This window comes from Alteribacillus iranensis (genome assembly GCF_900113025.1).
GTDB lineage: Bacteria > Bacillota > Bacilli > Bacillales > Marinococcaceae > Alteribacillus_A > Alteribacillus_A iranensis.
Genome location: NZ_FONT01000005.1, coordinates 209,656 through 231,807, shown reverse-complemented (window position 1 = coordinate 231,807; position 22,152 = coordinate 209,656). Strand labels below are relative to the sequence as shown.

Genomic DNA, 22,152 nt, shown 5'->3' with positions numbered 1-22,152 from the left:
GATGTCACCTTTCTTTTCTATAGCCAAGATAAAATTTGTGCAGTCAAGAGCCCAATATAAGTACCTAAGAAAGATCCAGCCAAAGCCATTAATACTCCAATTGGTATCAATGCCCGGTGATAAGCTCCAGCGATAAGAGGAGCAGAAGCCATCCCTCCAATATTAGCTAGGCTCGAAACGCCCAATGTAAACAAGTCAAACTTAAATATTTTGGCTGCAAGGGCCAAGACGATAGCATGAATCGCTAAAATCATAAACCCGGATACAATGTAAACAGGGGCTTGTAAAATTTGTGAAAAGTCAGCCCTCGAAGCGATTAAAGCGATGACCATGTATAATAGAACATTAGCTATGTCCATAGAACCTGGAATGGATTTAACTTTTGTCATGGCAAGCAGTACCCCGACGATGGAAACGAGAAAGATTGTCCAGGTTGTAGCGTTTACCACGGTGCCGAAACTTGGTAGATAATTAGCGACAGTAGCTGCGACGGAAGAAGTGAAGACACCAATACCGAGTAAGCCAATCAAATGGATAAACGACATGCCAGGTTGCTTATCGTTTTCTTCATGCTCTCTAATTAAATCCTCACTTACAGCATCTAAATGTGCGGTATCTGCTTTTGTCCAACGGTTAAAAGCGGCCGCAAAAGGTACTAACCAGAACATAATCATGACCCAAACAGAATAATTAATCGTATCCATCACAAGAACATATCCAAAAATATTTTCTGGTACTTCTAAGATTCCTTGAATAATGGCGAGGTTAGCAGAACCTCCAGTCCAGCTGCCGGCGAGTGCGCCAAAAGCCTGCCATGTATTCTCTGCATAAAATCCTTGGAAAATGAGATAAGTTACTACAAACCCCGCCACGATACTGACTACCGCGATCGCATAACCAAGTAACATTTTTGGCCCAAGTTTTACCAATTTTCTTAAATCACAATTTAAAAGCATGAGCAGGATAAGCGTAGGCAAGAGAACATCTCTAACATTGCTGTAGGTACTATCAATAACTTCGGAATCACCTAAAATTCCAGTAGTCTTTAAGAAAGCCCCGCCAAAATAAATAAGTACAATACCAGGAACAAATTTGAAAAACTTACGGCCGGAAAAGGTTTTTTCCAGATAAGCTACAATAGCAGCTAATCCCATTAATACCCCTAAATATAAAAAACTATCTTGAATCATGTGTGCTCCTCCTTCAATGAATACAAGCATATAAAAACCCAGCCAGTAAGAAAAAAGCTCATTTCTTACTGACTGGGTTTCATCTGCGTGATTAAACAGACAAAGCAGTCATTCACTCGTCTAGTGCTTGTCTATATTTTTTTTTGGCGTTTTTGTAAGCGACAATGAGTGCTTTCTGGGATGATCCTAAATATCTCTTTTCGATACTTTGAATAATAGTTTCACTATCCCAAAACACTTCCCCTATAAATAGATCTTGGATAAATCTCTTCGTTAACCCAAGAATGGAAGTACAATCAACATCGACAATTCGATTGTTTGTTTCATCGATGACAAAGCCGACGAAGAAAGTATGGTATTGTTTTGTGATTGGATTATTTTGAGGAGATTTTGCTTCTCCTACAATATATACTGTTTCTTTAGGATACAATTGTCTCATCTTCCTTAACATCTTCCACAATGGACTTTATCCGGACAAAGACAAAGGATAATTATGGAATGTTAATGATTTCGACATAATTGTAACAAATCATGTTAACGGTTTCAAACATAAATTTATTATATTTTTAAAATTAAGAAGATCTACTTCGTTACGTATTCTGCAAGTACACGTTGCACTTTAAAAATATTTAGTTGTTTATTGAATGTTTTTTCGATGGGAGCACTGCTGCCTGACAGCCAGATTTTTAATTCCGCATCTAAGTCGAAGGAACCTGCCGTTTCTACAGAAAAATGAGTAATATTTCCATATGGGATAGAATGATATTCTGTTTTCTTACCGGTGACCCCTTGTTTATCTACTAGGATAAGCCGTCTGTTTGTAAAAATAAACATGTCACGGATAAGCTGGTAAGCATGCTCTACAGTTTCTGATTCTGCTAAAAGCTCATTTAATTCTTTCTCAGCCTTCCCGGCATCAATTTCGGAGGCATTTCCCATTATACCGTCAAAAATTCCCATTGTAACACTCCTCTTTATTCATTTTATTTTTATTTTAACATAGGGAAAGCAGCTTCAATGTACACTCATAAATTAAAAAACAGTAAACTTATTATTCTTTTCTTATTGGCCAAAACAAAACTCTTTTTGTTAGGGCATAGTGGAGGAGAGGTGGTCGCTCAAAAATGTTTTCAGGAAGAAAGGAAGCCAGGCTCATAACTTCTATGCTAGCTTCTGCGTGATAAACTTCCCATTTTTTATGATGTATGCCATCAGAGTAGATCGTTCCGTTTCGGTTTGTCCAAAGCCAATATCTTTCTAATAACCATTCATCAAGAGTATTTTCCTCAGGAAAGAAGGGAGCAGAGACAGGACGATAAGAAAGGCTTAAAGCGGCTTGTGAGCCTTTTCTTTTACTTTCATAATAGAAAGTATCAGTTATAGATTTCATGTGCATATCTGCATGATAATAGGGAAGGGTGGCCGCTCTCGCACCAATCACAGCCGGAAGTTTACTAGCCTCGAGGCTAAAAAAATAAATACCAGGCACACCATTTCTGCGGACGTAGGTTCTCACATTTACTTCAAGCATCGATTTTAAAAATGGGAACGGAGGAAGTTTTCGAAAACGCATATCACCAATTTTAAATGGAATAATAGTGATCCAAGCGTTTCTATCAAACGTATCTACTGTCATTCCTTCTGGTACATGTTTCTTTATAATTTCGGGAGTGACAGGCCAATGCATAAACAGTAAGTGATCCCAGCGCTGTGTCATCACCCAGGGGCCTGTCGGCAGCGGAGATGTACGATGTGAAGTGTTATTTAAAACATGTTGAAACATGATTCTCCCCCTTTCTATCATTCTCCTATTCTCAGTAGTTGACGAGCATTTTCTTTATTTTATATTTAAATGTTCCCTTTCTGAAAATATATAACCATGCTCTAAAGACAGAAAACCAGCAATAACTTCTTTTCTTCCTGGGTAGTAGTGTGAATAATTCATAGCATCTTCTGAGCTAGTGTTCTCTCTGAAATAGCACTCCTGCTGCCCCAGGAGGCTCAGGGTCTCCAACCTACCCATTGCATTGTCGTTTTATGAGGAGGCCAATGTTTGAAAGACTTGAGAGCATTTGGTTTCAGGGCAGCAGGGGCAGGGAAATGAATTTGTACTATATATAAAGGAAGGGTGTTCAATATGGAAAAAAACGTCGGCACAGGGGAAGCTATTTTGAGAATTACTGGCGGTTTAACGTTGATTGCCTGGGCAACAGGAGAAATGGCAAAAGATAAGTCACCTTCCGTCCACATTCTCTGTGCAGCATTAGGTGCTCAAAAAGTGGGTGAAGGGATCATGAGGTATTGTCCGATCAAGGATTTGATAGTTAAGAATAAAAAGGAAGAGGAAGATAGCCAATCAGGAAACATTGTACTACCTTAATAGAGAGAAAAGCCGGCTGCATCATTCAAGGCAGCCGGTGGGGATTGTTATTTGCTAGACAACATCATTTGTTCGAGCTCAAGAGGTTCCATATAGTCATCGTTTTGATAGGCTCTCATGTTACCACCTGATATTTCATCAATTAACACAATCGTACCATCGTCTAAACGCCCAAATTCCAGTTTGATATCATATAGCTCTATATCTTTTTTAGCTAGTTCATCTCTTACCACGCCGCTAATGTTTTGGGTTAACTCTTTCAAACGGCTGTATTCTTCATGATCCAAAATACCGAGCATTTCTAACGCATCTGCACTGATAGGAGGGTCTTGTCTTTCGTCATCTTTCAACGTAACCTCTACGAAAGCATCAAGGGGTTGCCCTTCTTTTGCATATTTTCCATATCTTCGTAAAAAGCTTCCAACCGCACGATAGCGGCAAATGACTTCTAACCCTTCCCCAAATACAGACGCGGGTCTCACAGACATTTCAGCTTGTTCGATATCTGCATCGATATAGTGAGTAGGGATACCTGCTTCTTTTAACTTCTCAAAAAAGAATACGGTTAAACGCAAACCTGCTTTTCCTGCGCCTTCCATGGTAAGTCCCACGGAATTAGCCCCTGGGTCAAAGACGCCATTCTCGCCGGTAACATCGTCTTTGAACTTCAATACGTAATGATCATCATTTTCATACACATCTTTTGTCTTCCCAGAATAGATAAGTTTCATGAAACGAAGTTCCTTCCTGTTGATAATTGTTTAAGATGAAGCGTTTGTTACCCCGTCTATTGTAACACGATCACCGATATGGATGGTTCCTGATTGCAGTACGTTCGCATAAATGCCGATATTGCCATCATTTTCCTTCACAGCAGAACGCAGCACGTTAAGATCATTGGGAAGGTCTCCTTGTGGAAGTGTAGTCATAATACAACGTTTTGTATTCTGTACTATCTTCAATTTGACCTCATTACCGATAGAGAGAGTCTTTCCGACCCAACTATTTTCTTCAAATGACTCACCGTTTTCCACATTGAGAATGAGGTTTGGCCGAAATCTTCTTGCTTCAATTCGGCTTCCAGGGGTTCGTCTTGCTAATTCCTCTAAGGATGAAGTAGTTACGATATGTACCATTCCAATATCGAAAAATGTGCCTGCAGGAGCTGCTTTGGAGAATACACTGCCGGGGTTTTCCAGCCCGCTTACATTTTCAGGTATCAATCCTTCGAACTCACGATCCGAGGTCGAAGGGGTGCCAACAAATACATTACGCTGAAAGCTCCTCGATAGAATGTCTTCCGCCTCAGGATCTGAATGGGTGACCGAAGTTCCGTCGGGACATGTGATACGTACGGGTGGTATGGCATCCTCTTGCTGAGGAGGCTCTACAAATGAGGCTCTGTATTGAAACATATTCGGCCACTTTTTTGGGTTTTTTGCATTCGCAAGTCTTCCTGTTTCTTTATCGATAATACCGTAAGCACGGTCACCAAGAACACCTTTTTCTGTTACTTCACATGCGTTTAATTCTTCTCCCATCATTGATTTAACGGGATATCTTCTTAATGATACAACGTTTATATTCTTCAAAAAATTCCATCCTCCTTTACTATAATTATACAAGATAGATGGTGAAGAGTCCTGCATCCTTTTGTATCAAGTGATTTCGCTATGTGGGATAATTACATTGTAATAGTTAGTGTCAAAATGTAGTTTGAAAGTAAAAGAAGAGGAAGGAGGACGAGCATGGCTCTGAAAATTGTTATGGAAAAAAATCTTGTGTACGGAAAGACAGAACGTGAACTTTTAACAGCTGATATATTCCGTCCTTCAGAAGGGAAAGACATACCCATCGTTATTCTAATTCACGGAGGTTGGTTTCAATCAGGCTCTAAAGAAATGTATAGAGAATGGGGACAATACTTAGCAGAGTCAGGGGTAGCAGCTATGGCAATTAATTATCGCTTAATGACTCCTTCTTATTCCATTTACCCTTCTGTTTTAGATGACATACAAGCTGCTATCAATTTTATTATCAGACATGCAAACGAATGGGGAGTTGAACCGCAGCGATTAGGATTAATCGGAGATTCTGCAGGAGGTCACTTGGCTTCTCAGTTTTCTCTTCTTTACGCAACCAATGCGAGTTTTAAAATACGTGCAGTTGTAGGAGCATATGGAGTGTATCATTTAAAAGAGCTATGGAAGACCTCTACTGACAATCAAGTGCGACTAAAAAGATTATTAGGTGCTTCCTATGAAGATAATCGTAGTATCTATATAGAAGCGTCACCCATTCATTCTATTGAAAAAGCATTGACTCATCCAATTTTCGATACGCGTTATTTTTTAACGTGGGGTAAAACGGATAAAGTCATTCCTCCCACCCAATCTGTAAATTTTTCGAAAAAATTAAGAAATGCTGGTATTCAAACGGAAACTTTTGAGATATCAGATAAAGGACACTTTTGGTTTAATCTGTTGCCAAAGGTGGAGGGCGGTAGAATGAAAGATTATCCGAATACAATAGTAGCTACCGAAGTATTAAAGTTTCTCAAGAAGGTGTTATGTCAGGAAGAGATTGGAAATTTTTCTATTTCAAGGATTGAGCAGTTGAAATCTCTTATGTGAAAGGTAGAGGAGGAAAGATATGGATCCATATTTGTATTTAAATAGAATGAACGTTGATGAGGGCAAAAAAGGCGAAGGTAGTTTAACATTTCTACGTCACCTGCAGTACCAACATATGCTCCATATTCCATTTGAAAACCAAGATGTCATGCGTCACGTTCCTATCCATTTAGATATAGAGAAGTTTTATGAAAAGATAGTGTTGCGGAATAGAGGGGGGTTTTGCTACGAATTAAACGGACTATTTCATTGGTTACTGCAAGAGTTAGGTTATTCCTCTCACTTGATTAGCGGAACAGTCAGGAAACCAGATGGTTCTTGGGCTCTCGACGATAGCCATGCTGCTATACTTGTTTCCCTGCATGAGCCGTACTTAGTGGATGTTGGGTTTGGTGACTCCGTCCGAATACCGGTCCCTTTGTCGGGGGAGGTTATCGACGATGGTGTTGGGGTGTACCGAGTAAAGGAAAGAAAAGAAGATTTCTTATTCGAAGTGGAGAAAAATAAAGAATGGGTTACGCTTTACCGCTTCCGCACCGAACCTAAAAACTTAAGTGATTTTACACCCATGTGTCATTATAATCAAACGTCCCCGAATTCTCGATTTACCCAAGAAAGTATAGCGACAAAGGCGCTTGAAAGAGGACGCGTGACGTTGCTTGATAACACGTTAAAAATAATAGAGAATGACAATAAAACAGAGCGAACGATACATCCAACAGAGAAATGTAAAATATTAAAAAAATACTTCGGGATCGAGTTAGAGGATCTATCTTCTAGTTGACAATTCAAAAATAATATTTAAGATTAATAGTAACCTTAACCCGAGTATAATGGACCGGTAATAAAATACCACTCACCCAAAAAAATTTTTAAAATTATTTCAGAAAATTCCACATAGTGAAATATTTCAATTGAGTAAAAAAACGACGGCTTCTACAATGTAAATAACTTAGACAAAAGGAGGAGGGAGTATATGGATACTAGGGAACTGAGAAATTGTCTTGGGAAATTTGCAACAGGGGTCACCGTAGTTACTTGGTTTGGAGACGAGGGAGAGAGAAATGGCGTTACTGTAAACGCCTTCACTTCTGTGTCTCTTGACCCGCCATTAATATTAGTCTCTATTGATCGCAAGGCTAAAGCTTGTCAAGGTTTGAAAGGAAGACAGTTCGTTGTCAATATATTGTCTGGAGATCAAGAAAAAGTCGCTTGGCAATTTGCAGGGCGGCAACAGCCAGACTTAGATATTCAATGGGAAGATTCCAATATTGGACCAAAATTGGCTGGAGCACTAGCCACATTTGAATGTTCTCCTTGGCAGGAATATGATGGTGGCGATCACGTGCTATACGTTGGGAAAGTAGAGTATTTTTCTTCAAAGGATAAAGAGGGACTTGTGTTTTTTAAAGGTGGATTTTCTAAGACGAATGATGGGAATCAACTAACAAAAAAATCATAAGGGGTGTATGTGAGTGGGTATTCGTACGGGACAGGACTACATTAACGGGTTAAAATCAAGACCGCGTGAAGTATGGCTTGAAGGGAGAAGAGTGACAGACTTACTTAATGAACCTAACTTTCGTCAGCCAATTCAAGAAATAGCAAAGCTATATGATATGCAGCATGACCCAGAGTATAAGGAGAAAATAACAGACATTTGTGAAGAAACAGGTGAAAGAGTATCAAATGCGTTTCTCGTTCCTAAAAGTTTTGATGACTTAATGAGGAGAAGAAACTTATACGAAGCATGGGCGGAAGCTACATTCGGACTCATGGGTAGATCTCCAGACTTCTTAAATGTCACAGTGACATCCATGGCAAGCAATTATAAATTCTTTGAAAGATATAACTCTAAATGGGCGGAGAATATCGTCAATTACCATAAATACATTCGAGATAACGATCTGTTCCTGACTCATGCGTTAATTAACCCACAAAACGACCGCAGCAAAGCTGCTCATGAACAAAAAGACACGTTTACCCACCTGGGAGCTGTTGAAGAAACGTCCGAAGGAATTGTAGTACGTGGAGCTAAGATGCTGGCTACACTGGCTCCTATAACAGATGAAGTTATTATTTATCCGTTTCCAGGTTTTAGAAAAGGGGATGAACGCTATACGTTATCGTTTGCCATTCCAATAGATACACCTGGGTTACGGATTGTCTGTCGTGAACCGATGCAAAGTGGGAAACGACCAGTATTTGATCATCCATTAGCTTCACGTTTTGAAGAAATGGATGCGGTATTAATTTTCAATGATGTACTCGTTCCATGGAATAGAGTATTCGTACACAATAACTTGGAAGCGGGTAATACCGTTTATGCGCAAACCGGTCTCAGTCAAAATACACATCAAAACGGTGTAAGAGGATTGGTGAAATTAAGATTTGCACAGCAAGTGGCTTCTCGAGTAGCTGATGCTATTGGTGTGGATGGATTTCTGAATGTTCAGACGCAATTAGGTGAATTAGCTCAATCTGTGGAAACAATTAGAGCGTTATTACGTACAGCGGAAAATGAATATGCCATTAATGAGCAGGGTGAAGCAGTCCCTTCTTTCACTTCATTAGAGACGATACGTGGTATTTTACCAAAAGCATATCCGCGTGCTATTGAAGTGATACAAACAATAGGGGCAGGAGGACTATTATTATCGCCGACAGGATTTGATGTGGAGCATCCTGAGCTTCGGGAGGATATTAACAGATATTATGGAGGTCGTGAAAGTGTCGAGGCTTATGACAGAATCAGACTCTTTAAGCTGGCTTGGGACCTCTCCGGTGAAGCGTTCGGACAGCGTCTCGTTCAATACGAGAGGTATTATTCCGGTGATCCGGTCAGAAAATTAGGAATGTTCTATAATAAATACAAACAAGAAAATCAATTTACTATGGTTGATCGAGCACTACAGCTTGATAAGTCCGAGAACTTATCCATGAATTAAAATTCTAATTTTTAGGCCCTATGGCTGCTATATTGAATACAAATTAGGAGGTAGGGCGGTGTGATTTCATCTGTACGTAAAGTGGCGCAAATTCTTAATTGTTTTACGGAAGATGAACCGGCTTTAAGAAACTTGGACATTGCAAAAAAATTAGACATGAGCACAAGCACTGTGTATCGATTAGTGCAAAGTTTATGTAACGAGGGAATGTTGATTAAGGACAGTAGTAATAGGTATCGACTTGGTTGGAAACTATTAGAGCTTGGTAACATGGTTATGTATCAACAGGATATTTATAACGAGGCGGTTCCCCGAATTGAGGAACTGACACGAAGGTTTAAGGGGATTGTTCATATAGGAATGCTTGATGAAAAAGGAGACTTTATCTTCGTTTTAAAAGTCGCCGCTCGTGAAGCATTTCAAGTTCCTACTTTTATTGGAGAGAGGAAGCCAACCTACTGTTTTAGTACAGGGAAGGTTTTATTGTCTTCCAATCCTTCCCTAATGAAAAAGTTCACTTCAGAAGATCTATTAAAAAGAGGACCGAATACCATTGACACGTTAGAAGGACTTGAAGTTGAACTGAATCAAGTACGTAACAATGGGTTCGCAGTAAGCAACAATGAGAATGAATTTGGTGTCTATGGTATTGCGGCACCCATCCAATCCTATAGTGGTAAAAATATTGCAGCGTTAAACATGGTAGGGCCAATTTCATATATTGAAGGTTCGGAGAAACAAGCAATGATACGGCACGTTACGAAAGTCGCGGACAGTATTTCAAAAGATTTGGGATATATTTTTGAAGAACAATAATAGAAAGGAAGATTTTAATGGCTTTAAAGTCTGAAAATACGAATTTGAGTACAAGATGCTTTAATTTAATGAAGACAATTGAAGACAATAAAGACCTCCTCCAGCCGCCTGTTAACAATAAAGTAATGTGGGAAGACTCCGAATTTATTGCGATGATACTTGGCGGTCCAAATAAAAGACGGGATTTTCATGTGGACCCATCGGATGAATTTTTCTACCAAGTAAAGGGGAGCTGCCACGTCGAATGTATTAATGATAAAGGTGAAAGAGAAGTTGTAACAGTTGGGGAGGGAGAGGTCTTTATGCTTCCTGCGAATGTCCCGCATTCTCCTCACCGTCCGGCAAATACGTACGGTATCGTTCTTGAGAGGAAACGGAAGGAAGGAGAACTCGAAGATTTTGTATGGTTCTGCGATGATTGCGATCACGAAATGCACCGCGTTACGGTTCAGCTGTCAAATATAGAAACGCAAGTCAAGGGAGCTATTGAACAATTCAACAGTAATGAAAAATTAAGAACATGTGATAACTGTGGCCATAAAATGCCTCCGGAAGCAAGGGAATGGACATGAGGGTAGATTTTCACACTCATATCATTCCGCAGGATATTCCGGATTTCAGTGAAAAATATGGTCAAGACCGTTGGCCAACTTTGCACCAGACCTGTACGTGCGGTGCGAATATTATGGTGGGCGGCAGTGTATTTAGGGAAGTCACTGATCAAGTATGGGATCCGGAGAAACGAATCAAAGACATGGATCGGGAGGGAGTCGATATGCAAGTCCTTTCCCCGATTCCTGTCACTTTCTCGTACTGGGCCCCTGCTTCGGAAGCCTTAGAGATGGCCCGCATTCAAAATGATTTTATCGCAAATACTGTCAACCAACACCCGGGAAGATTTTTAGGACTTGGAACTGTGCCCATGCAGGATACCGATACAGCTATCGCTGAGATGGATCGATGCGTGCATGACTTGAATTTATCGGGGATTGAAATTGGGACCAATGTTAATGGAATAAACTTAGATGCCAAGGAATTCGCTCCTTTTTTTGAGATGGCTGAGAAATGGGATGTACCCATTTTTATTCACCCGTGGGAGACAATGGCTAGAGATCGTACACCACGCCATAATTTTATGTATACGGTTGGCATGCCTAGTGAAACAGCACTTGCGGCGGCGAGCTTGATATGGAGTGGCGTGATTGAAAAATATCCACGTCTCAAGATTTGTTTCTCACATGGAGGAGGCTCGTTTCCTTACATTTTGCCTCGACTGGACCAAGGTTGGAAAGTATGGCCGCACTTACGTTTAACGAGTCATCCACCAAGTTATTATATAGATAATTTGTATTTTGATTCCCTTAATTATGATCCACTGAACCTGCAGTATCTCATCGATCGTTTTGGTCATGATCGGATTATGATGGGATCGGATTATCCGTTTTTATTACGTGAAATACCTCCAGGTCAAGTGATAGATCAAATGGACAATATAACAACGGAACAAAAGAAACGAATGTTAGGTGAGAATGCCATTCAATTTTTAAATGTAAAGGAGAAAAAGATAATCAATGAGCTCACAAGTGATGTCGCCGGAAGAGAAGCTTCAAGCTCTGGGAATTAAATTAAAAGACGTTCGGCCGGCAGCTGGCAACTATATTAGTCATCAGCGTGTTGGTAACTTAATTTTTACTTCTGGGCAAGGAGTCGATAATTATCACGGGAAAGTCGGTGGGGATCTAACAGAGGAAGACGGTTACCAAGCATCCCGTGAATCGATGGTTAATTTATTGAGTGTACTGAAAGCGGAGTTAGGAGATTTAAATAAAGTAAAAAAAGTAGTCAAAATATTAGGAATGGTAAATTGCACGGAAGAGTTCACTGGACAGCCTAAGGTGATGAATGGAGCTTCCGACTTACTAGTGGAAGTCTTTGGAGATCGTGGAAAACATGCCCGCTCTGCAGTGGGCATGCAGCAGCTTCCCAACAACACTGCGATTGAAATAGAAATGATCGTAGAGGTGGAAGAAGACAGCGATTAATTGAAGAGATCCACGTAACTCTGCTGTGCGCTGAAATCTCCTACTTCTACTGTTAAGGAAGTGGGAGGAGTTCAAGAGAGGAGGCATGCATCATGCAGGTGAAAGAAATTCCTAAAAACAAAGTAGAGGCGATTAATTGTTTTCATTTCATTGACGGAGAATTCGTCTCCTCCGACACTCAATTTCAAAATATCAATCCGGCGACGGAAGAAGTATTAGGAACAGTAGAAGAAGGAGGAAAAAAAGAGGTTGACCGGGCAGTGAAAGCAGCTAGAAAAGCGCTAAATGGAGAATGGAAAACGATCACAAACCGAGAACGCTCAAACATCTTGCGTCGTATTGGTGATTTAATTACTGAACGACAAGAGGAAATGGCTGTCCTTGAAGCGTTGGACACGGGGAAACCATATGAAATAGCGCTTGAAATGGACATCAAGAGAGCGGCTTATAACTTCTATTTCTTTGCCGACTATTTGACGTCGATGGGGACGGAAGCGTACCAGCAAGATCAACAGGCTTTACACTACGCCATTCGTCGCCCGGTTGGAGTGGTCGGGATGATTAATCCATGGAACCTCCCGCTTCTCCTCTTAACTTGGAAATTAGCACCTTGTCTGGCGGCTGGAAACACAGCCGTAATGAAACCAGCTGAATGGACGCCGATGACAGCGACTGTACTGGCGGAAATTTGTAAGGAAGCTGGAGTGCCGGATGGCGTCGTTAACCTTGTCCACGGTTTTGGAGCCAATTCGGCAGGTGCGGCTATTACGGAGCACCCTGATGTGGATGCGGTAACTTTTACAGGGGAGACGAAAACAGGAACGGCCATTATGCAGGCGGCGGCGCCTACGCTGAAGAAGCTCTCTTTTGAGCTTGGTGGTAAAAATCCAAATATTATTTTTGACGATTCTGATATAGATGAAGTCATTGAAACGACCTTGAAATCTAGCTTTATGAATCAAGGGGAGGTATGCCTTTGTGGATCTAGAATCTACGTTCAAGAAGGTATGTATAAAGAATTTCTTGAAAAATTCACGGCCGCGACCAAGGATTTAAAAGTAGGGGACCCCTTTGAATCAGGGACACGTGTAGGAGCAGTGGTAAGTAAAGAACATTATGAAAAAGTAATGAGCTACATCGATATCGCAAAAGAAGAAGGCGGAACCCTCCTCTCAGGCGGTGGACGTCCGGCAAACATGGAAAAGGGATATTATATCAATCCGACCATTATTACAGACCTGGACAGGGACTCCCGCTGCATCAGAGAAGAGATCTTTGGGCCTGTTGTCACGGTAGTTCCGTTTCAAGAAGAAGAGGAAGTCATTAAACAGGCAAATGACACTCATTACGGACTGGGAGCTACAATATGGACAAATGATTTACGGCGCGCTCATCGCGTAGCCCAACAAATAGAAGCAGGAATTATCTGGGTTAACACCTGGTACTTACGAGATCTTAGAACGCCGTTCGGAGGTATGAAAAACAGCGGTATCGGACGTGAAGGTGGAGCTCACAGCTTTGACTTTTACAGCGAACTATCGAACGTCACGATAAAAATGTAAGGTTACGGAGGGCCACGAAGTGAATGAAAAAGTAATGTCTTTATCAGAACACTTAGCTTCTGCGGAAAAGGAGAGAAAAGGAGTCGAACCAGTAACTTCCTTAAATCCTGATCTTGCTATTAGAGAGGCTTACGATATTCAATTAACAACTATTGAACAGAAGGTTTCCAAAGGCGAAGCCATCGTTGGTAAGAAGATTGGACTTACCTCAAAAGCCATGCAAGAACTATTAGGTGTAAGTGAACCAGATTACGGCCATCTACTAACAAGTATGGAAGTCAAAGACAAAGGAATTATCTCCAGAAAACAGGTCATGCAGCCGAAAGTAGAAGGTGAGATTGCATTTATACTGAAGCGTGATTTGAAAGGCCCTGGAATAACAACAGAAGATGTACTGGAAGCAACCGAATTTGTTGCTCCCGCTCTTGAAATTGTAGACAGCCGGATTCAAGACTGGAAAATCACACTTGCTGATACAATTGCTGACAACGCTTCATCAGGTTTATTTATATTAGGCAATAATAAACGAAGTCTTAATGAAATCGATCTTGTCGAAGAAGAAATGGTGTTTTACAAAAATGATGAAGAAATGAATCGCGGGAAAGGATCTGCTGCGTTAGGAAATCCAGCTTATTGTGTTGCTTGGCTCGCCAATAAGTTATCTGAATATGATATTACATTAAAAGCCGGCGAAATCATCCTTTCCGGGGCATTATCTGCCGCGGTAGATGCCGCACCAGGTGACCAGTTCAAAGCTGTCTTTCCTTACCTCGGGGAAGTAGAAGTGAGTTTTGCATAAAGGAGTAGTGAGAGGATGAAAAAAATCAAAGTAGGAATTATCGGTTCCGGTAACATAGGAACAGATTTAATGTTAAAGGTGGAGCGCTCGAACTTTTTGGAAATGTCGGCGATGATTGGAATTGACCCAGAATCTGACGGTCTGCACCGTGCGAAGAACCATGGTCACTGTGTATATGATAATGGTATCGATGGATTTTTAGAGGATCCTGAAACAGCTGATATATTGTTTGACGCAACCTCAGCAAAAGCGCATGCGTACCATGCATCGGAACTTAAGAAGATTAATAAAAAAATTATAGACTTAACTCCAGCAGCTATTGGGCCATTTGTGGTCCCAACTGTAAACTTAAATGAACATTTGGACCAGCAAAATATTAACATGATTACTTGTGGAGGTCAGGCAACAATACCGATTGTAAACGCTATTCATTCCGTCTGCCCGGTAGACTACGCAGAGATTGTAGCAACGATTGCCAGCAAAAGTGCAGGTCCTGGGACGAGAGCAAATATCGATGAATTTACTTATACAACGGCGAGAGGGATTGAGAAAATTGGCGGGGCGAAAAAAGGAAAAGCTATTATTATACTTAATCCAGCAGAGCCGCCGATTATCATGAGAGACACCGTGCAATGTATTGCCCCTGGAGCCGAGGAGCGCCAAGAAGAACTCATAAAAGCGATAAGGAATCGGGCTTCTCAAGTACAGCAATATGTTCCTGGCTACAAACTAAGAACAGAACCTATTTTTGATGGCGATCAAATTACCGTATTTATTGAGGTAGAAGGAGCGGCGGATTACCTCCCATCCTATGCTGGTAATTTAGATATCATGACGGCATCAGCGATCAAAGTAGCGGAAGAATTAGCAAAGCACCAATTAAGTGTATCAGAGAACATGTGAACTATGAGAGGAAGGAGAATTCCAGTGAGTGAGAGAGAAGTTGTTATTACCGAAGTTGCTTTACGAGATGGTAGTCATGCTATTAGTCACAGTTTTACTACAGAACAAGTAACGAATGTAGTGAAATCCCTGGATGATGCAAATGTACCTTATATAGAAGTGTCCCATGGGGATGGTCTCGGAGGATCTTCAATTCAATACGGATTTTCGAAGACAAACGAAATGGAACTCATTGAAGCGGCAGTAAATGCGGCTGAGCGTTCAGCTATAGCTGTTCTTCTGCTGCCGGGGATCGGAACAGTCGAAGATCTAAAAGAAGCAGAGAAAATAGGGGCTAAAATGGTACGAGTTGCAACGCATGTTACAGAAGCGGATGTTTCGAAGCAGCATATTCAATTAGCAAAAGAGTTAGGAATGGAAACAGTAGGCTTCTTGATGATGTCTCACATGGTTCCAGCTGAAAAATTATTGGAACAAGCTTTACTGATGGAAAGCTACGGAGCAGACACAGTTTATGTTGTCGATTCTGCAGGTGCGTTGCTCCCCCATGAAGTAAGGGAAAGAATTAGTCTATTAAAAGAAAATCTATCAGTGAAGGTCGGGTTCCATGCTCACAATAATCTGTCGTTAGCGATGGCAAATACTTTAGCAGCTATTGAAGAAGGCGCAACAAGAATTGATGGAAGTGTTCGGTGTTTAGGAGCGGGGGCTGGCAATACACAAACCGAGGTACTTGTTTCAGTTCTAGATCGTCTGAACATTCAAACAGGTATTGATATTTATAAAATGATGGACTTGGCTGAAGATATAGTCGCACCTATTTTGCAAGAACCGCAGGAGATTACTAAAGGTAGTTTGGTACTAGGATATGCCGGTGTATATTCCAGTTTCCTTCTTCATGCATATCGTGCTGCAGAAAAATACCGCTTAGATCCAAGAGATATTTTAATTGAACTAGGAAAGAGAAAAGTGGTCGGCGGACAGGAAGACATGATTATTGACGTAGCAAGTGAGTTAGCCGGCTATAAAATTTCTTAATAGAGGTGAAAGTGTTGGATTTACACCAAATCGCAGCAAAAATGGACGAACACCAACAGCTAGGTAAGGAAATGACAAAAATCACAAATGATTACCCTGAATTGTCTGTTGAGGAAGCTTACGAAATTCAAAAGCTGTCCATTGATAGATACTTGGACAGAAATGATCCAATGGTAGGTTGGAAAATGGGGCTGACGAGTAAAGCGAAGCAAGTATCGATGAACGTGGATGAGCCGATCTATGGTAGATTAACAGATTCCATGGAATTAAGAGATCCCGTCCTCCATGTAGGTGAGTTGATTCATCCAAAAGTGGAGCCGGAATTCGCTTTTGTTATCAACAAAGAACTACAAGGAGCCGATTTGCGTCCAAGGGATGTATGGGAAGCAACAGAAGGGGTTTATTTAGCGTTAGAAGTGATTGACAGCCGATATGAAAATTTTAAATTCACCTTACCGGATGTTATCGCAGATAATGCATCATCGACTAAATTTATTTTAGGAACCCAAGTATATGCCCCCTCACAAACGGCTTGGAATAAAGTGAAAACTACCATGCTAAAAAATGGGGAGGAAGTCCAGTCAGGTTATGGCAGCGCTGTTTTGGACCATCCTGTCCATTCGGTTAGAGAGCTGGCTAAGATGATTAGTAGAGAAAATCTGTCTATCAAACCAGGTATGATTGTGTTGGTTGGAGCAGTAACAGAAGCGGTCAGTGTGGAGGCGGGGGATACATTAGAAGTCATTTATGAAGGACTCGATACTTTGACACTGGAGATGAAAGAGTAAAACAGGAGGACCAACAATGCCAATTGCTCATATACACATCTTGGAAGGACGAACAACAGAGCAAAAAAAGAAGCTTATTGAAGAAGTGACAGGTGCTATTCATTCAAGTATTGGAGCCGATAAAAGTAAAATAAAAATCTTGTTGCACGAAATACCAGAGGACGATTGGGCGACAGGTGGGATTACAAAGAGAGAGGAAAATCAATAAAATTATCATACTCTTAACGTTTTCAAAGGAAGAAAGGAGACAGCAGACATGATCGTTCACGAAAAGAGCACTCCCAGATTGGATGGCTCTGTTGTTGCCATTGGAGCCTTTGACGGGATGCACCTTGGTCACCAGGCTGTCATAAGTGAAGCTATCGATAGAAGCCGTTGTCATAATGTTCCATGTATCGTGTATACGTTTGATCCACCGCCGAGAGCTTACTTTCAACATTCTATCATTCTCACGGATGTAGCTCGAAAAGTAGAGATACTAAGTGAAATGGGCATTGATCAAACGATTATAGCATCATTTGATAGGAGTTATGTTCATAGAAGTGCTGAAGATTTCTTGCACGAATTAACCAAGCTCCATCCAAAAGAAATATTAGTCGGAAATGATTTTCGATTTGGCAGGGGTAGAAGTGGAAATGTACAGCTTCTGAAACAACATTTTAACGTAAGGCCGGTTGATCCTGTCCGTTGTCCAAAAGGTAAAGTGATTTCATCCACACGAATTAGAAGGTTGATAAATGTGGGAGAAATAAAAGAAGCTTCTAATCTATTAGGTTAAAAAAGGGGGCATTTACGATGGGTGATTTGAAAAAGTATTGGAAAAGCTTTACCGTAACGTTAAGCTTGGCATTTCTATTGACTGCTTGTGGTGGTGGGGGTGACGGCGGTGAAGAATCATCGGCTGAATCTGACCCAGCTGAGAGCGATAGCTCGACTGAGGACACTACTGAGGCATTAGCTGATGCTGAATATAGTTTTAAACTTGGAGTAATTACTCCTCCTGCTCATATGTGGCATCAAGCGGCTGAGAAATTTAAAGAGGAATTAGAAGCTAACTCCGATGGCAACATGACTCTTGAAATATATCCATCAGGACAACTGGGAAATGAAAGTGACATGTTACAACAAATAGAATCCGGTTCCTTAGATTTTGGATTTATTACCGCTGCAGAAATAAGCTCACGTGAGGAAGCTTTTTCCGCTTGGTTTACTCCTTATCTATTTGAAACAATTAAGGATGCCCACGAAGCACGTAAGTCCGAGGTAGCTCAAGAAATGTTAGGAACGCTAGATTCCTACGGTATGACAGGTTTGGATTATTTATTTGCTGGACAACGCGTAATGTTATTCAAAGATACAGAAGTAAAAAGTCCTGAGGATATGGACGGTTTGGTTCTACGAGTCACCCCTAGCCCACCTATGTTAGAATTTTATAATTCCGCTGGTGCTTCTACAGAAGGAATCCCTCTGCCTGAAGTATACTCTGCGGTTCAAACAGGTGTTATTGACGGGATGGATATGGATTTAGATGCTACAATCACTAACAAGTTTTTCGAGGTAGTAGATTACGGAGCAGTTACGAATCACATGGTATGGCCGTCAGTAGCGGTAGTTAACTCTGATACTTTTAACGCTTTAACAGAAGAGGATCAGCAAATTGTTAAGGATGCATTAGAAACAGCAGCCGATTACGCAGTGAACACTCGATTCGATCAAGAAGAAGAATTTAAACAGACGTTATCAGACGAAGGAATGACTATTTACGAGTTAGACAAAGAAGTATTTGCTGAGCAGATTGAGAACTTTGATAAGGTGTACAAAGAAAAAGATCCACTAATAGAAAAATTCATCACTGAATTCCGTGAGTAGCGATGGGAGGGAGTCCATTGAAAATTGTCAGTAACGGATTGGCCGTTATAGAAAAATATGTTGCCATCGTACTGATGTTCTCTATGACGACAGTTATGGCACTAGCAGTGCTATTTCGCTACTTCTTGAATTCCCCGTTATCATGGGCTGGTGAAGCCGCAGTATTCTTATTAGTGTGGATTAGTTTTATTGGCGGAAGTCTTGGGCTTAAGTATAAAGCCCAGGCTTCTGTTACTATATTGCTCGATGCCATACCATCAGTGTGGAGAAAAGCACTTTTAATTACAGGGAATACACTAATTATTCTGTTTTTAGTCATCGTTTTATATTACAGCTACCAGTGGGTGTTATCTTCTAGTGTCTTAGCACAAAAATCTAATAATCTTCAACTACCAATGTGGATCCCTTTTAGTGCCGTACCCATTGGTTTAAGTTGCGCCTTTATTCATATCTTAGCAAACGTAGAAGAGTTGTTCAGGAAGGAGGAAAGCGAATGGAAATCATAGTTATACTGTTATTTTTTGTCTTCTTGGCAATTGGAGTGCCTATTTCTCTAGTACTTGGGTTGATGACATTACTTTATTTCTTTACGTTAGGTGACCCGCAATTGCTCACTTCCATGCCGCAACAACTGTTTTCAAGCTTAGATAACTATGGTCTACTAGCTATTCCTCTTTTTATGTTGGCTGGGGAATTGATGAATGGTGGTGGTATTACCTCAAAATTAGTACGTTTTGCACGTGTGTTATTAGGTCATTTTCGTGGCGGGCTTGCCTACGTAACGGTAATAGCTAATATGTTCTTAGCCTCCATTTTAGGCTCTGCGAATGCTCAAGCAGCCATGATGAGTAAAACAATGGTTCCAGAAATGGAAAAAGAAGGATATGACCGAGGGTTTTCTGCTGCATTAACTTTGTCTTCCTCCATAGTAGCGCCAATTATACCTCCTAGTATGATTTTCATTATTTATGGTACCCTGTCGGGGGCTTCTATTGGTGGATTGTTTATGGCGGGAATCATACCTGGTATTATATATGGTGCTGCCTTTGTCGGTTTGATCGCCTTCATGGGATATAAATACAATTTTCCGAAAAGCGAAAAATCTACATCTCATGAAATGTTGAAAAGCACTGTTTCCGTACTTCCAGCTCTTCTTGTACCCTTAGTAATTATTGTAGGGATTTTAAGTGGTGCTTTTACAGCAACCGAATCGGCAGCTGTTGCTTGTGTGATCGCTTTTCTCGTTGGGTTCTTATTTTACAAAGAACTAAAGCTGAACAAACTTCCAAACATTTTATTTAACACTGTTGTAAGCACTGCTACAGTAACTTTTCTAATTGCAATGGCAGGTGCTTTCGGTTGGATGATTGCATTTGAACAAATACCTCAAACTATTGCAAACGGTATGCTTTCTTTATCTGAGAATCCAATTGTGTTTTTACTGCTTTTAAACATATTTTTACTGTTATTAGGAGCAGTGTTGGATGGGATTGCAGCTTTAATTATATTGGTACCTGTTTTTATGCCTCTTCTCATGACGTATGGAATTGATCCGATTCATTTTGGTGTCATTATCTGTATCAACTTAACAATTGGATTATTGACACCACCAATTGGTACAGGCTTATTTATTGTTTCCTCTATTGCTGAAGTGAAGTTTGAGAGTCTCATCAAAAGTGTATTCCCTTTTCTGACTATGGGGGTCATCGTGCTTTTTATTATTACCTACTGGGAAGATGCTGTGTTATTAATTCCAAGGATGCTCGGTCTATAATGAATGGAATAAGGCGGTGGTTTTTTGTTACCTCTTTCTGAAACAAAGTCAAAGAAATGGATTAATTATCTTCATTTAGGTGAAAGACAATTTTTAAAAAGAGAGACGCTGATTTATGAGGAAGGAACGAGGGGAACAGGAGATGTATATTTTTTAGAAAAAGGAAAAGTGAAAGTGTATACTGCAGCGTTTACCGGGAAGACAAGGACATTGGAAATCTTACATGCCGGCATGGCTTTTGGCGAGCAAACCGTGGATAAGAAACCATATTTTTCAACTGCCATTGTTTTAGAAGATGCTGTAGTATACCGCTTTTCTAGTGAGGTAACGAAAGCTTTAGTAAAAGAGGACCAAACGTTTAGACAATTAATGTTTAAATCTTTACGAAGTAAGCTGGAACTGTTGCTGAACAACATCGTTTTACATTCGTTGCCAGCTGAAAAAATTCTAGCCCACACATTGGTAGAAATCAGTAAAAAGTACGATAACCAAAGTATACTCCCTTTATCACAACACGAGATAACCCAATATACAGGCTTAACTAGGATTACAATTTATAAGCTTCTAAAGAAGTGGGGGCCAGAGGTGGTTAAGACTAAAAATAAAAAAATAGTAATAACAGATTTGGATAGTATAAAGAGGGTCCTCTCACATTAAAAAATCTCTCAAGGCAGCCACATCTTTCAAATGAACGAAATGGTCCTGAAGCCTAATGATGTCTTTTTTTTCCCATTGCTTCAAGATTTTCCAAATGGTCACACGAGACTTCCCTAAATATCGAGACATAGCTGTTTTATTTATTTCAATCCAGAAGCTGTTATGTTTTTGACAGAGAAGCAGAAGGTAATGAGCTAATTGTACGTCTACAGGTGCATCTAATAAGGATTGTGCATCTACAAGCAGACGGATCTTAGTAATGAAGGAGATGCTAAACGCTTCAGCAGCTTCGGGAACTTCTTTACATAATTGGTGAAACTTATTTTTAGTAAAATAATAAAGGACAGAATCAGTGATTGTTTCGGCGGTAGTAACATAAGAATCGTTGCTGATTCCTTGTTCTCCAATTAATTGTTCCGGTGTTACATAATCAATGATACGCTCGTAACCATCATCTCTTATTATGGATATTTTTACTTCTCCTTCTTCCAAAAAATAAAAACCTTTGCCCTCTTCCCCTTGATGATAAATTATCTCTTTTTTAGGTATGGTTAGTCTTTGGCCGTAATGCTTGACGTTCCTCCAGGTGAATGTAGGCGTATTCATTCACACCCCTCCCAATAGGTAGAAAAGTAAAAATATTTGAAAAATGTTAATTACTTAACAGACAGTCATGTTGTTACTCTCTATTATAAACGTATAAGCAATATTTTTTAACCTATTATAGTATTTATTAAAAGTATCGGAGGGATC

Annotated in this window: 27 protein-coding genes; 20 read left to right on the top strand and 7 right to left on the bottom strand. The window is 40.4% G+C overall.

What is annotated here, in order from left to right; genetic code table 11:
- Nucleotides 1-17: 17 nt before the first annotated feature.
- The 4 genes from BM095_RS12565 to BM095_RS12550 form a co-directional block, all read right to left on the bottom strand.
- Entirely contained in the window at nucleotides 18-1,190 is a 1,173-nt protein-coding gene (locus BM095_RS12565; protein WP_091662373.1) for a DUF819 family protein, read from the bottom strand.
- 112 nt (nucleotides 1,191-1,302) lie between these two features.
- Nucleotides 1,303-1,629: a DUF3870 domain-containing protein gene (locus BM095_RS12560; protein WP_322787615.1), complete on the bottom strand. Its 327-nt coding sequence runs from the start codon at nucleotides 1,627-1,629 to the stop codon at nucleotides 1,303-1,305.
- A 143-nt stretch (nucleotides 1,630-1,772) separates the two neighbouring features.
- On the bottom strand, nucleotides 1,773-2,150 hold the full coding sequence (locus BM095_RS12555) for a PH domain-containing protein (RefSeq protein WP_091662368.1): 378 nt from the start codon (nucleotides 2,148-2,150) through the stop codon (nucleotides 1,773-1,775).
- 91 nt (nucleotides 2,151-2,241) lie between these two features.
- Complete coding sequence (locus tag BM095_RS12550) at nucleotides 2,242-2,973, bottom strand: YqjF family protein (RefSeq protein WP_177194811.1); 732 nt, start codon at nucleotides 2,971-2,973, stop codon at nucleotides 2,242-2,244.
- A gap of 354 nt (nucleotides 2,974-3,327) precedes the next feature.
- Here BM095_RS12550 and BM095_RS12545 point away from each other — a divergent pair, with 354 nt between their 5' ends.
- Nucleotides 3,328-3,570, top strand: coding sequence for a YgaP family membrane protein (locus tag BM095_RS12545; protein ID WP_091662363.1), 243 nt, complete (start codon nucleotides 3,328-3,330; stop codon nucleotides 3,568-3,570).
- Between the two features lie 47 nt (nucleotides 3,571-3,617).
- Here the strand turns inward: BM095_RS12545 and BM095_RS12540 are convergent, their stop codons facing one another.
- Together BM095_RS12540 and BM095_RS12535 are read right to left on the bottom strand one after the other, a co-directional pair.
- Nucleotides 3,618-4,301, bottom strand: a complete 684-nt coding sequence (locus BM095_RS12540) for a phosphoribosylaminoimidazolesuccinocarboxamide synthase (RefSeq protein WP_091662360.1) — start codon at nucleotides 4,299-4,301, stop codon at nucleotides 3,618-3,620.
- Nucleotides 4,302-4,331: 30 nt separating this feature from the next.
- Complete coding sequence (locus tag BM095_RS12535) at nucleotides 4,332-5,162, bottom strand: MOSC domain-containing protein (RefSeq protein ID WP_245757897.1); 831 nt, start codon at nucleotides 5,160-5,162, stop codon at nucleotides 4,332-4,334.
- Between the two features lie 156 nt (nucleotides 5,163-5,318).
- On the opposite strand from BM095_RS12535, the gene BM095_RS12530 reads away from it, so the two are divergent.
- The 19 genes from BM095_RS12530 to BM095_RS12440 all read left to right on the top strand — a co-directional run bounded on the left by BM095_RS12530 (nucleotide 5,319) and on the right by BM095_RS12440 (nucleotide 21,399).
- Nucleotides 5,319-6,203, top strand: coding sequence for an alpha/beta hydrolase (locus BM095_RS12530; protein WP_091662355.1), 885 nt, complete (start codon nucleotides 5,319-5,321; stop codon nucleotides 6,201-6,203).
- 19 nt (nucleotides 6,204-6,222) lie between these two features.
- Nucleotides 6,223-6,987 carry an arylamine N-acetyltransferase family protein gene (locus BM095_RS12525; protein ID WP_091662352.1) on the top strand — a complete coding sequence of 255 codons (765 nt, stop codon included), beginning with the start codon at nucleotides 6,223-6,225 and terminating at the stop codon, nucleotides 6,985-6,987.
- Nucleotides 6,988-7,179: 192 nt separating this feature from the next.
- A complete protein-coding gene (locus tag BM095_RS12520) occupies nucleotides 7,180-7,665 on the top strand; it encodes a flavin reductase family protein (RefSeq protein ID WP_091662348.1) in 486 nt (161 codons plus the stop codon).
- 13 nt (nucleotides 7,666-7,678) lie between these two features.
- The gene (gene hpaB, locus BM095_RS12515; protein WP_091662347.1) at nucleotides 7,679-9,151 is read left to right on the top strand and encodes a 4-hydroxyphenylacetate 3-monooxygenase, oxygenase component; all 1,473 of its coding nucleotides are present in this window, start codon (nucleotides 7,679-7,681) and stop codon (nucleotides 9,149-9,151) included.
- A 60-nt stretch (nucleotides 9,152-9,211) separates the two neighbouring features.
- The gene (locus BM095_RS12510) at nucleotides 9,212-9,967 is read left to right on the top strand and encodes an IclR family transcriptional regulator (RefSeq protein ID WP_091662344.1); all 756 of its coding nucleotides are present in this window, start codon (nucleotides 9,212-9,214) and stop codon (nucleotides 9,965-9,967) included.
- Between the two features lie 17 nt (nucleotides 9,968-9,984).
- A complete protein-coding gene (locus tag BM095_RS12505; RefSeq protein ID WP_091662342.1) occupies nucleotides 9,985-10,539 on the top strand; it encodes a 3-hydroxyanthranilate 3,4-dioxygenase in 555 nt (184 codons plus the stop codon).
- Nucleotides 10,536-11,591 (top strand): amidohydrolase family protein, encoded by a 1,056-nt coding sequence (locus BM095_RS12500; protein ID WP_091662539.1) that lies wholly within the window; start codon nucleotides 10,536-10,538, stop codon nucleotides 11,589-11,591. The genes BM095_RS12505 and BM095_RS12500 overlap by 4 nt, the downstream gene beginning before the upstream one ends.
- Entirely contained in the window at nucleotides 11,539-12,009 is a 471-nt protein-coding gene (locus BM095_RS12495; RefSeq protein ID WP_091662339.1) for a RidA family protein, read from the top strand. The genes BM095_RS12500 and BM095_RS12495 overlap by 53 nt, the downstream gene beginning before the upstream one ends.
- Nucleotides 12,010-12,101: 92 nt before the next feature.
- On the top strand, nucleotides 12,102-13,571 hold the full coding sequence (locus BM095_RS12490; protein ID WP_091662336.1) for an aldehyde dehydrogenase: 1,470 nt from the start codon (nucleotides 12,102-12,104) through the stop codon (nucleotides 13,569-13,571).
- Between the two features lie 19 nt (nucleotides 13,572-13,590).
- Nucleotides 13,591-14,370, top strand: coding sequence for a 2-keto-4-pentenoate hydratase (locus BM095_RS12485; RefSeq protein WP_407639170.1), 780 nt, complete (start codon nucleotides 13,591-13,593; stop codon nucleotides 14,368-14,370).
- A 15-nt stretch (nucleotides 14,371-14,385) separates the two neighbouring features.
- A complete protein-coding gene (locus tag BM095_RS12480; RefSeq protein ID WP_091662333.1) occupies nucleotides 14,386-15,273 on the top strand; it encodes an acetaldehyde dehydrogenase (acetylating) in 888 nt (295 codons plus the stop codon).
- A gap of 24 nt (nucleotides 15,274-15,297) precedes the next feature.
- Nucleotides 15,298-16,311, top strand: a complete 1,014-nt coding sequence (gene dmpG, locus BM095_RS12475) for a 4-hydroxy-2-oxovalerate aldolase (protein WP_245757896.1) — start codon at nucleotides 15,298-15,300, stop codon at nucleotides 16,309-16,311.
- Between the two features lie 14 nt (nucleotides 16,312-16,325).
- A complete protein-coding gene (locus BM095_RS12470) occupies nucleotides 16,326-17,099 on the top strand; it encodes a 2-keto-4-pentenoate hydratase (protein ID WP_177194810.1) in 774 nt (257 codons plus the stop codon).
- Between the two features lie 16 nt (nucleotides 17,100-17,115).
- Nucleotides 17,116-17,307 carry a 2-hydroxymuconate tautomerase gene (locus tag BM095_RS12465; RefSeq protein ID WP_091662327.1) on the top strand — a complete coding sequence of 64 codons (192 nt, stop codon included), beginning with the start codon at nucleotides 17,116-17,118 and terminating at the stop codon, nucleotides 17,305-17,307.
- A gap of 48 nt (nucleotides 17,308-17,355) precedes the next feature.
- Entirely contained in the window at nucleotides 17,356-17,877 is a 522-nt protein-coding gene (locus tag BM095_RS12460; protein ID WP_091662324.1) for an FAD synthetase, read from the top strand.
- A 17-nt stretch (nucleotides 17,878-17,894) separates the two neighbouring features.
- Nucleotides 17,895-18,968, top strand: a complete 1,074-nt coding sequence (locus tag BM095_RS12455; protein ID WP_091662321.1) for a TRAP transporter substrate-binding protein — start codon at nucleotides 17,895-17,897, stop codon at nucleotides 18,966-18,968.
- 17 nt (nucleotides 18,969-18,985) lie between these two features.
- A complete protein-coding gene (locus tag BM095_RS12450; protein WP_091662317.1) occupies nucleotides 18,986-19,474 on the top strand; it encodes a TRAP transporter small permease in 489 nt (162 codons plus the stop codon).
- Nucleotides 19,462-20,742 carry a TRAP transporter large permease gene (locus BM095_RS12445; RefSeq protein WP_091662312.1) on the top strand — a complete coding sequence of 427 codons (1,281 nt, stop codon included), beginning with the start codon at nucleotides 19,462-19,464 and terminating at the stop codon, nucleotides 20,740-20,742. The genes BM095_RS12450 and BM095_RS12445 overlap by 13 nt, the downstream gene beginning before the upstream one ends.
- A gap of 24 nt (nucleotides 20,743-20,766) precedes the next feature.
- A complete protein-coding gene (locus BM095_RS12440) occupies nucleotides 20,767-21,399 on the top strand; it encodes a Crp/Fnr family transcriptional regulator (RefSeq protein WP_091662306.1) in 633 nt (210 codons plus the stop codon).
- Here the strand turns inward: BM095_RS12440 and BM095_RS12435 are convergent.
- Nucleotides 21,391-22,005, bottom strand: coding sequence for a Crp/Fnr family transcriptional regulator (locus tag BM095_RS12435; RefSeq protein ID WP_091662302.1), 615 nt, complete (start codon nucleotides 22,003-22,005; stop codon nucleotides 21,391-21,393). The two genes, BM095_RS12440 and BM095_RS12435, sit on opposite strands and share 9 nt — an antisense overlap.
- Nucleotides 22,006-22,152: the final 147 nt, after the last annotated feature.

Coding starts and splice junctions, on each gene's coding strand:
- BM095_RS12565 (WP_091662373.1), bottom strand. CDS start 1,190: ATGATTCAAGATAGTTTTTTATATTTAGGGGTATTAATGGGATTAGCT.
- BM095_RS12560 (WP_322787615.1), bottom strand. CDS start 1,629: ATGAGACAATTGTATCCTAAAGAAACAGTATATATTGTAGGAGAAGCA.
- BM095_RS12555 (WP_091662368.1), bottom strand. CDS start 2,150: ATGGGAATTTTTGACGGTATAATGGGAAATGCCTCCGAAATTGATGCC.
- BM095_RS12550 (WP_177194811.1), bottom strand. CDS start 2,973: ATGTTTCAACATGTTTTAAATAACACTTCACATCGTACATCTCCGCTG.
- BM095_RS12545 (WP_091662363.1), top strand. CDS start 3,328: ATGGAAAAAAACGTCGGCACAGGGGAAGCTATTTTGAGAATTACTGGC.
- BM095_RS12540 (WP_091662360.1), bottom strand. CDS start 4,301: ATGAAACTTATCTATTCTGGGAAGACAAAAGATGTGTATGAAAATGAT.
- BM095_RS12530 (WP_091662355.1), top strand. CDS start 5,319: ATGGCTCTGAAAATTGTTATGGAAAAAAATCTTGTGTACGGAAAGACA.
- BM095_RS12525 (WP_091662352.1), top strand. CDS start 6,223: ATGGATCCATATTTGTATTTAAATAGAATGAACGTTGATGAGGGCAAA.
- BM095_RS12520 (WP_091662348.1), top strand. CDS start 7,180: ATGGATACTAGGGAACTGAGAAATTGTCTTGGGAAATTTGCAACAGGG.
- BM095_RS12505 (WP_091662342.1), top strand. CDS start 9,985: ATGGCTTTAAAGTCTGAAAATACGAATTTGAGTACAAGATGCTTTAAT.
- BM095_RS12500 (WP_091662539.1), top strand. CDS start 10,536: ATGAGGGTAGATTTTCACACTCATATCATTCCGCAGGATATTCCGGAT.
- BM095_RS12495 (WP_091662339.1), top strand. CDS start 11,539: ATGAGCTCACAAGTGATGTCGCCGGAAGAGAAGCTTCAAGCTCTGGGA.
- BM095_RS12490 (WP_091662336.1), top strand. CDS start 12,102: ATGCAGGTGAAAGAAATTCCTAAAAACAAAGTAGAGGCGATTAATTGT.
- BM095_RS12480 (WP_091662333.1), top strand. CDS start 14,386: ATGAAAAAAATCAAAGTAGGAATTATCGGTTCCGGTAACATAGGAACA.
- BM095_RS12465 (WP_091662327.1), top strand. CDS start 17,116: ATGCCAATTGCTCATATACACATCTTGGAAGGACGAACAACAGAGCAA.
- BM095_RS12460 (WP_091662324.1), top strand. CDS start 17,356: ATGATCGTTCACGAAAAGAGCACTCCCAGATTGGATGGCTCTGTTGTT.
- BM095_RS12455 (WP_091662321.1), top strand. CDS start 17,895: ATGGGTGATTTGAAAAAGTATTGGAAAAGCTTTACCGTAACGTTAAGC.
- BM095_RS12445 (WP_091662312.1), top strand. CDS start 19,462: ATGGAAATCATAGTTATACTGTTATTTTTTGTCTTCTTGGCAATTGGA.
- BM095_RS12435 (WP_091662302.1), bottom strand. CDS start 22,005: ATGAATACGCCTACATTCACCTGGAGGAACGTCAAGCATTACGGCCAA.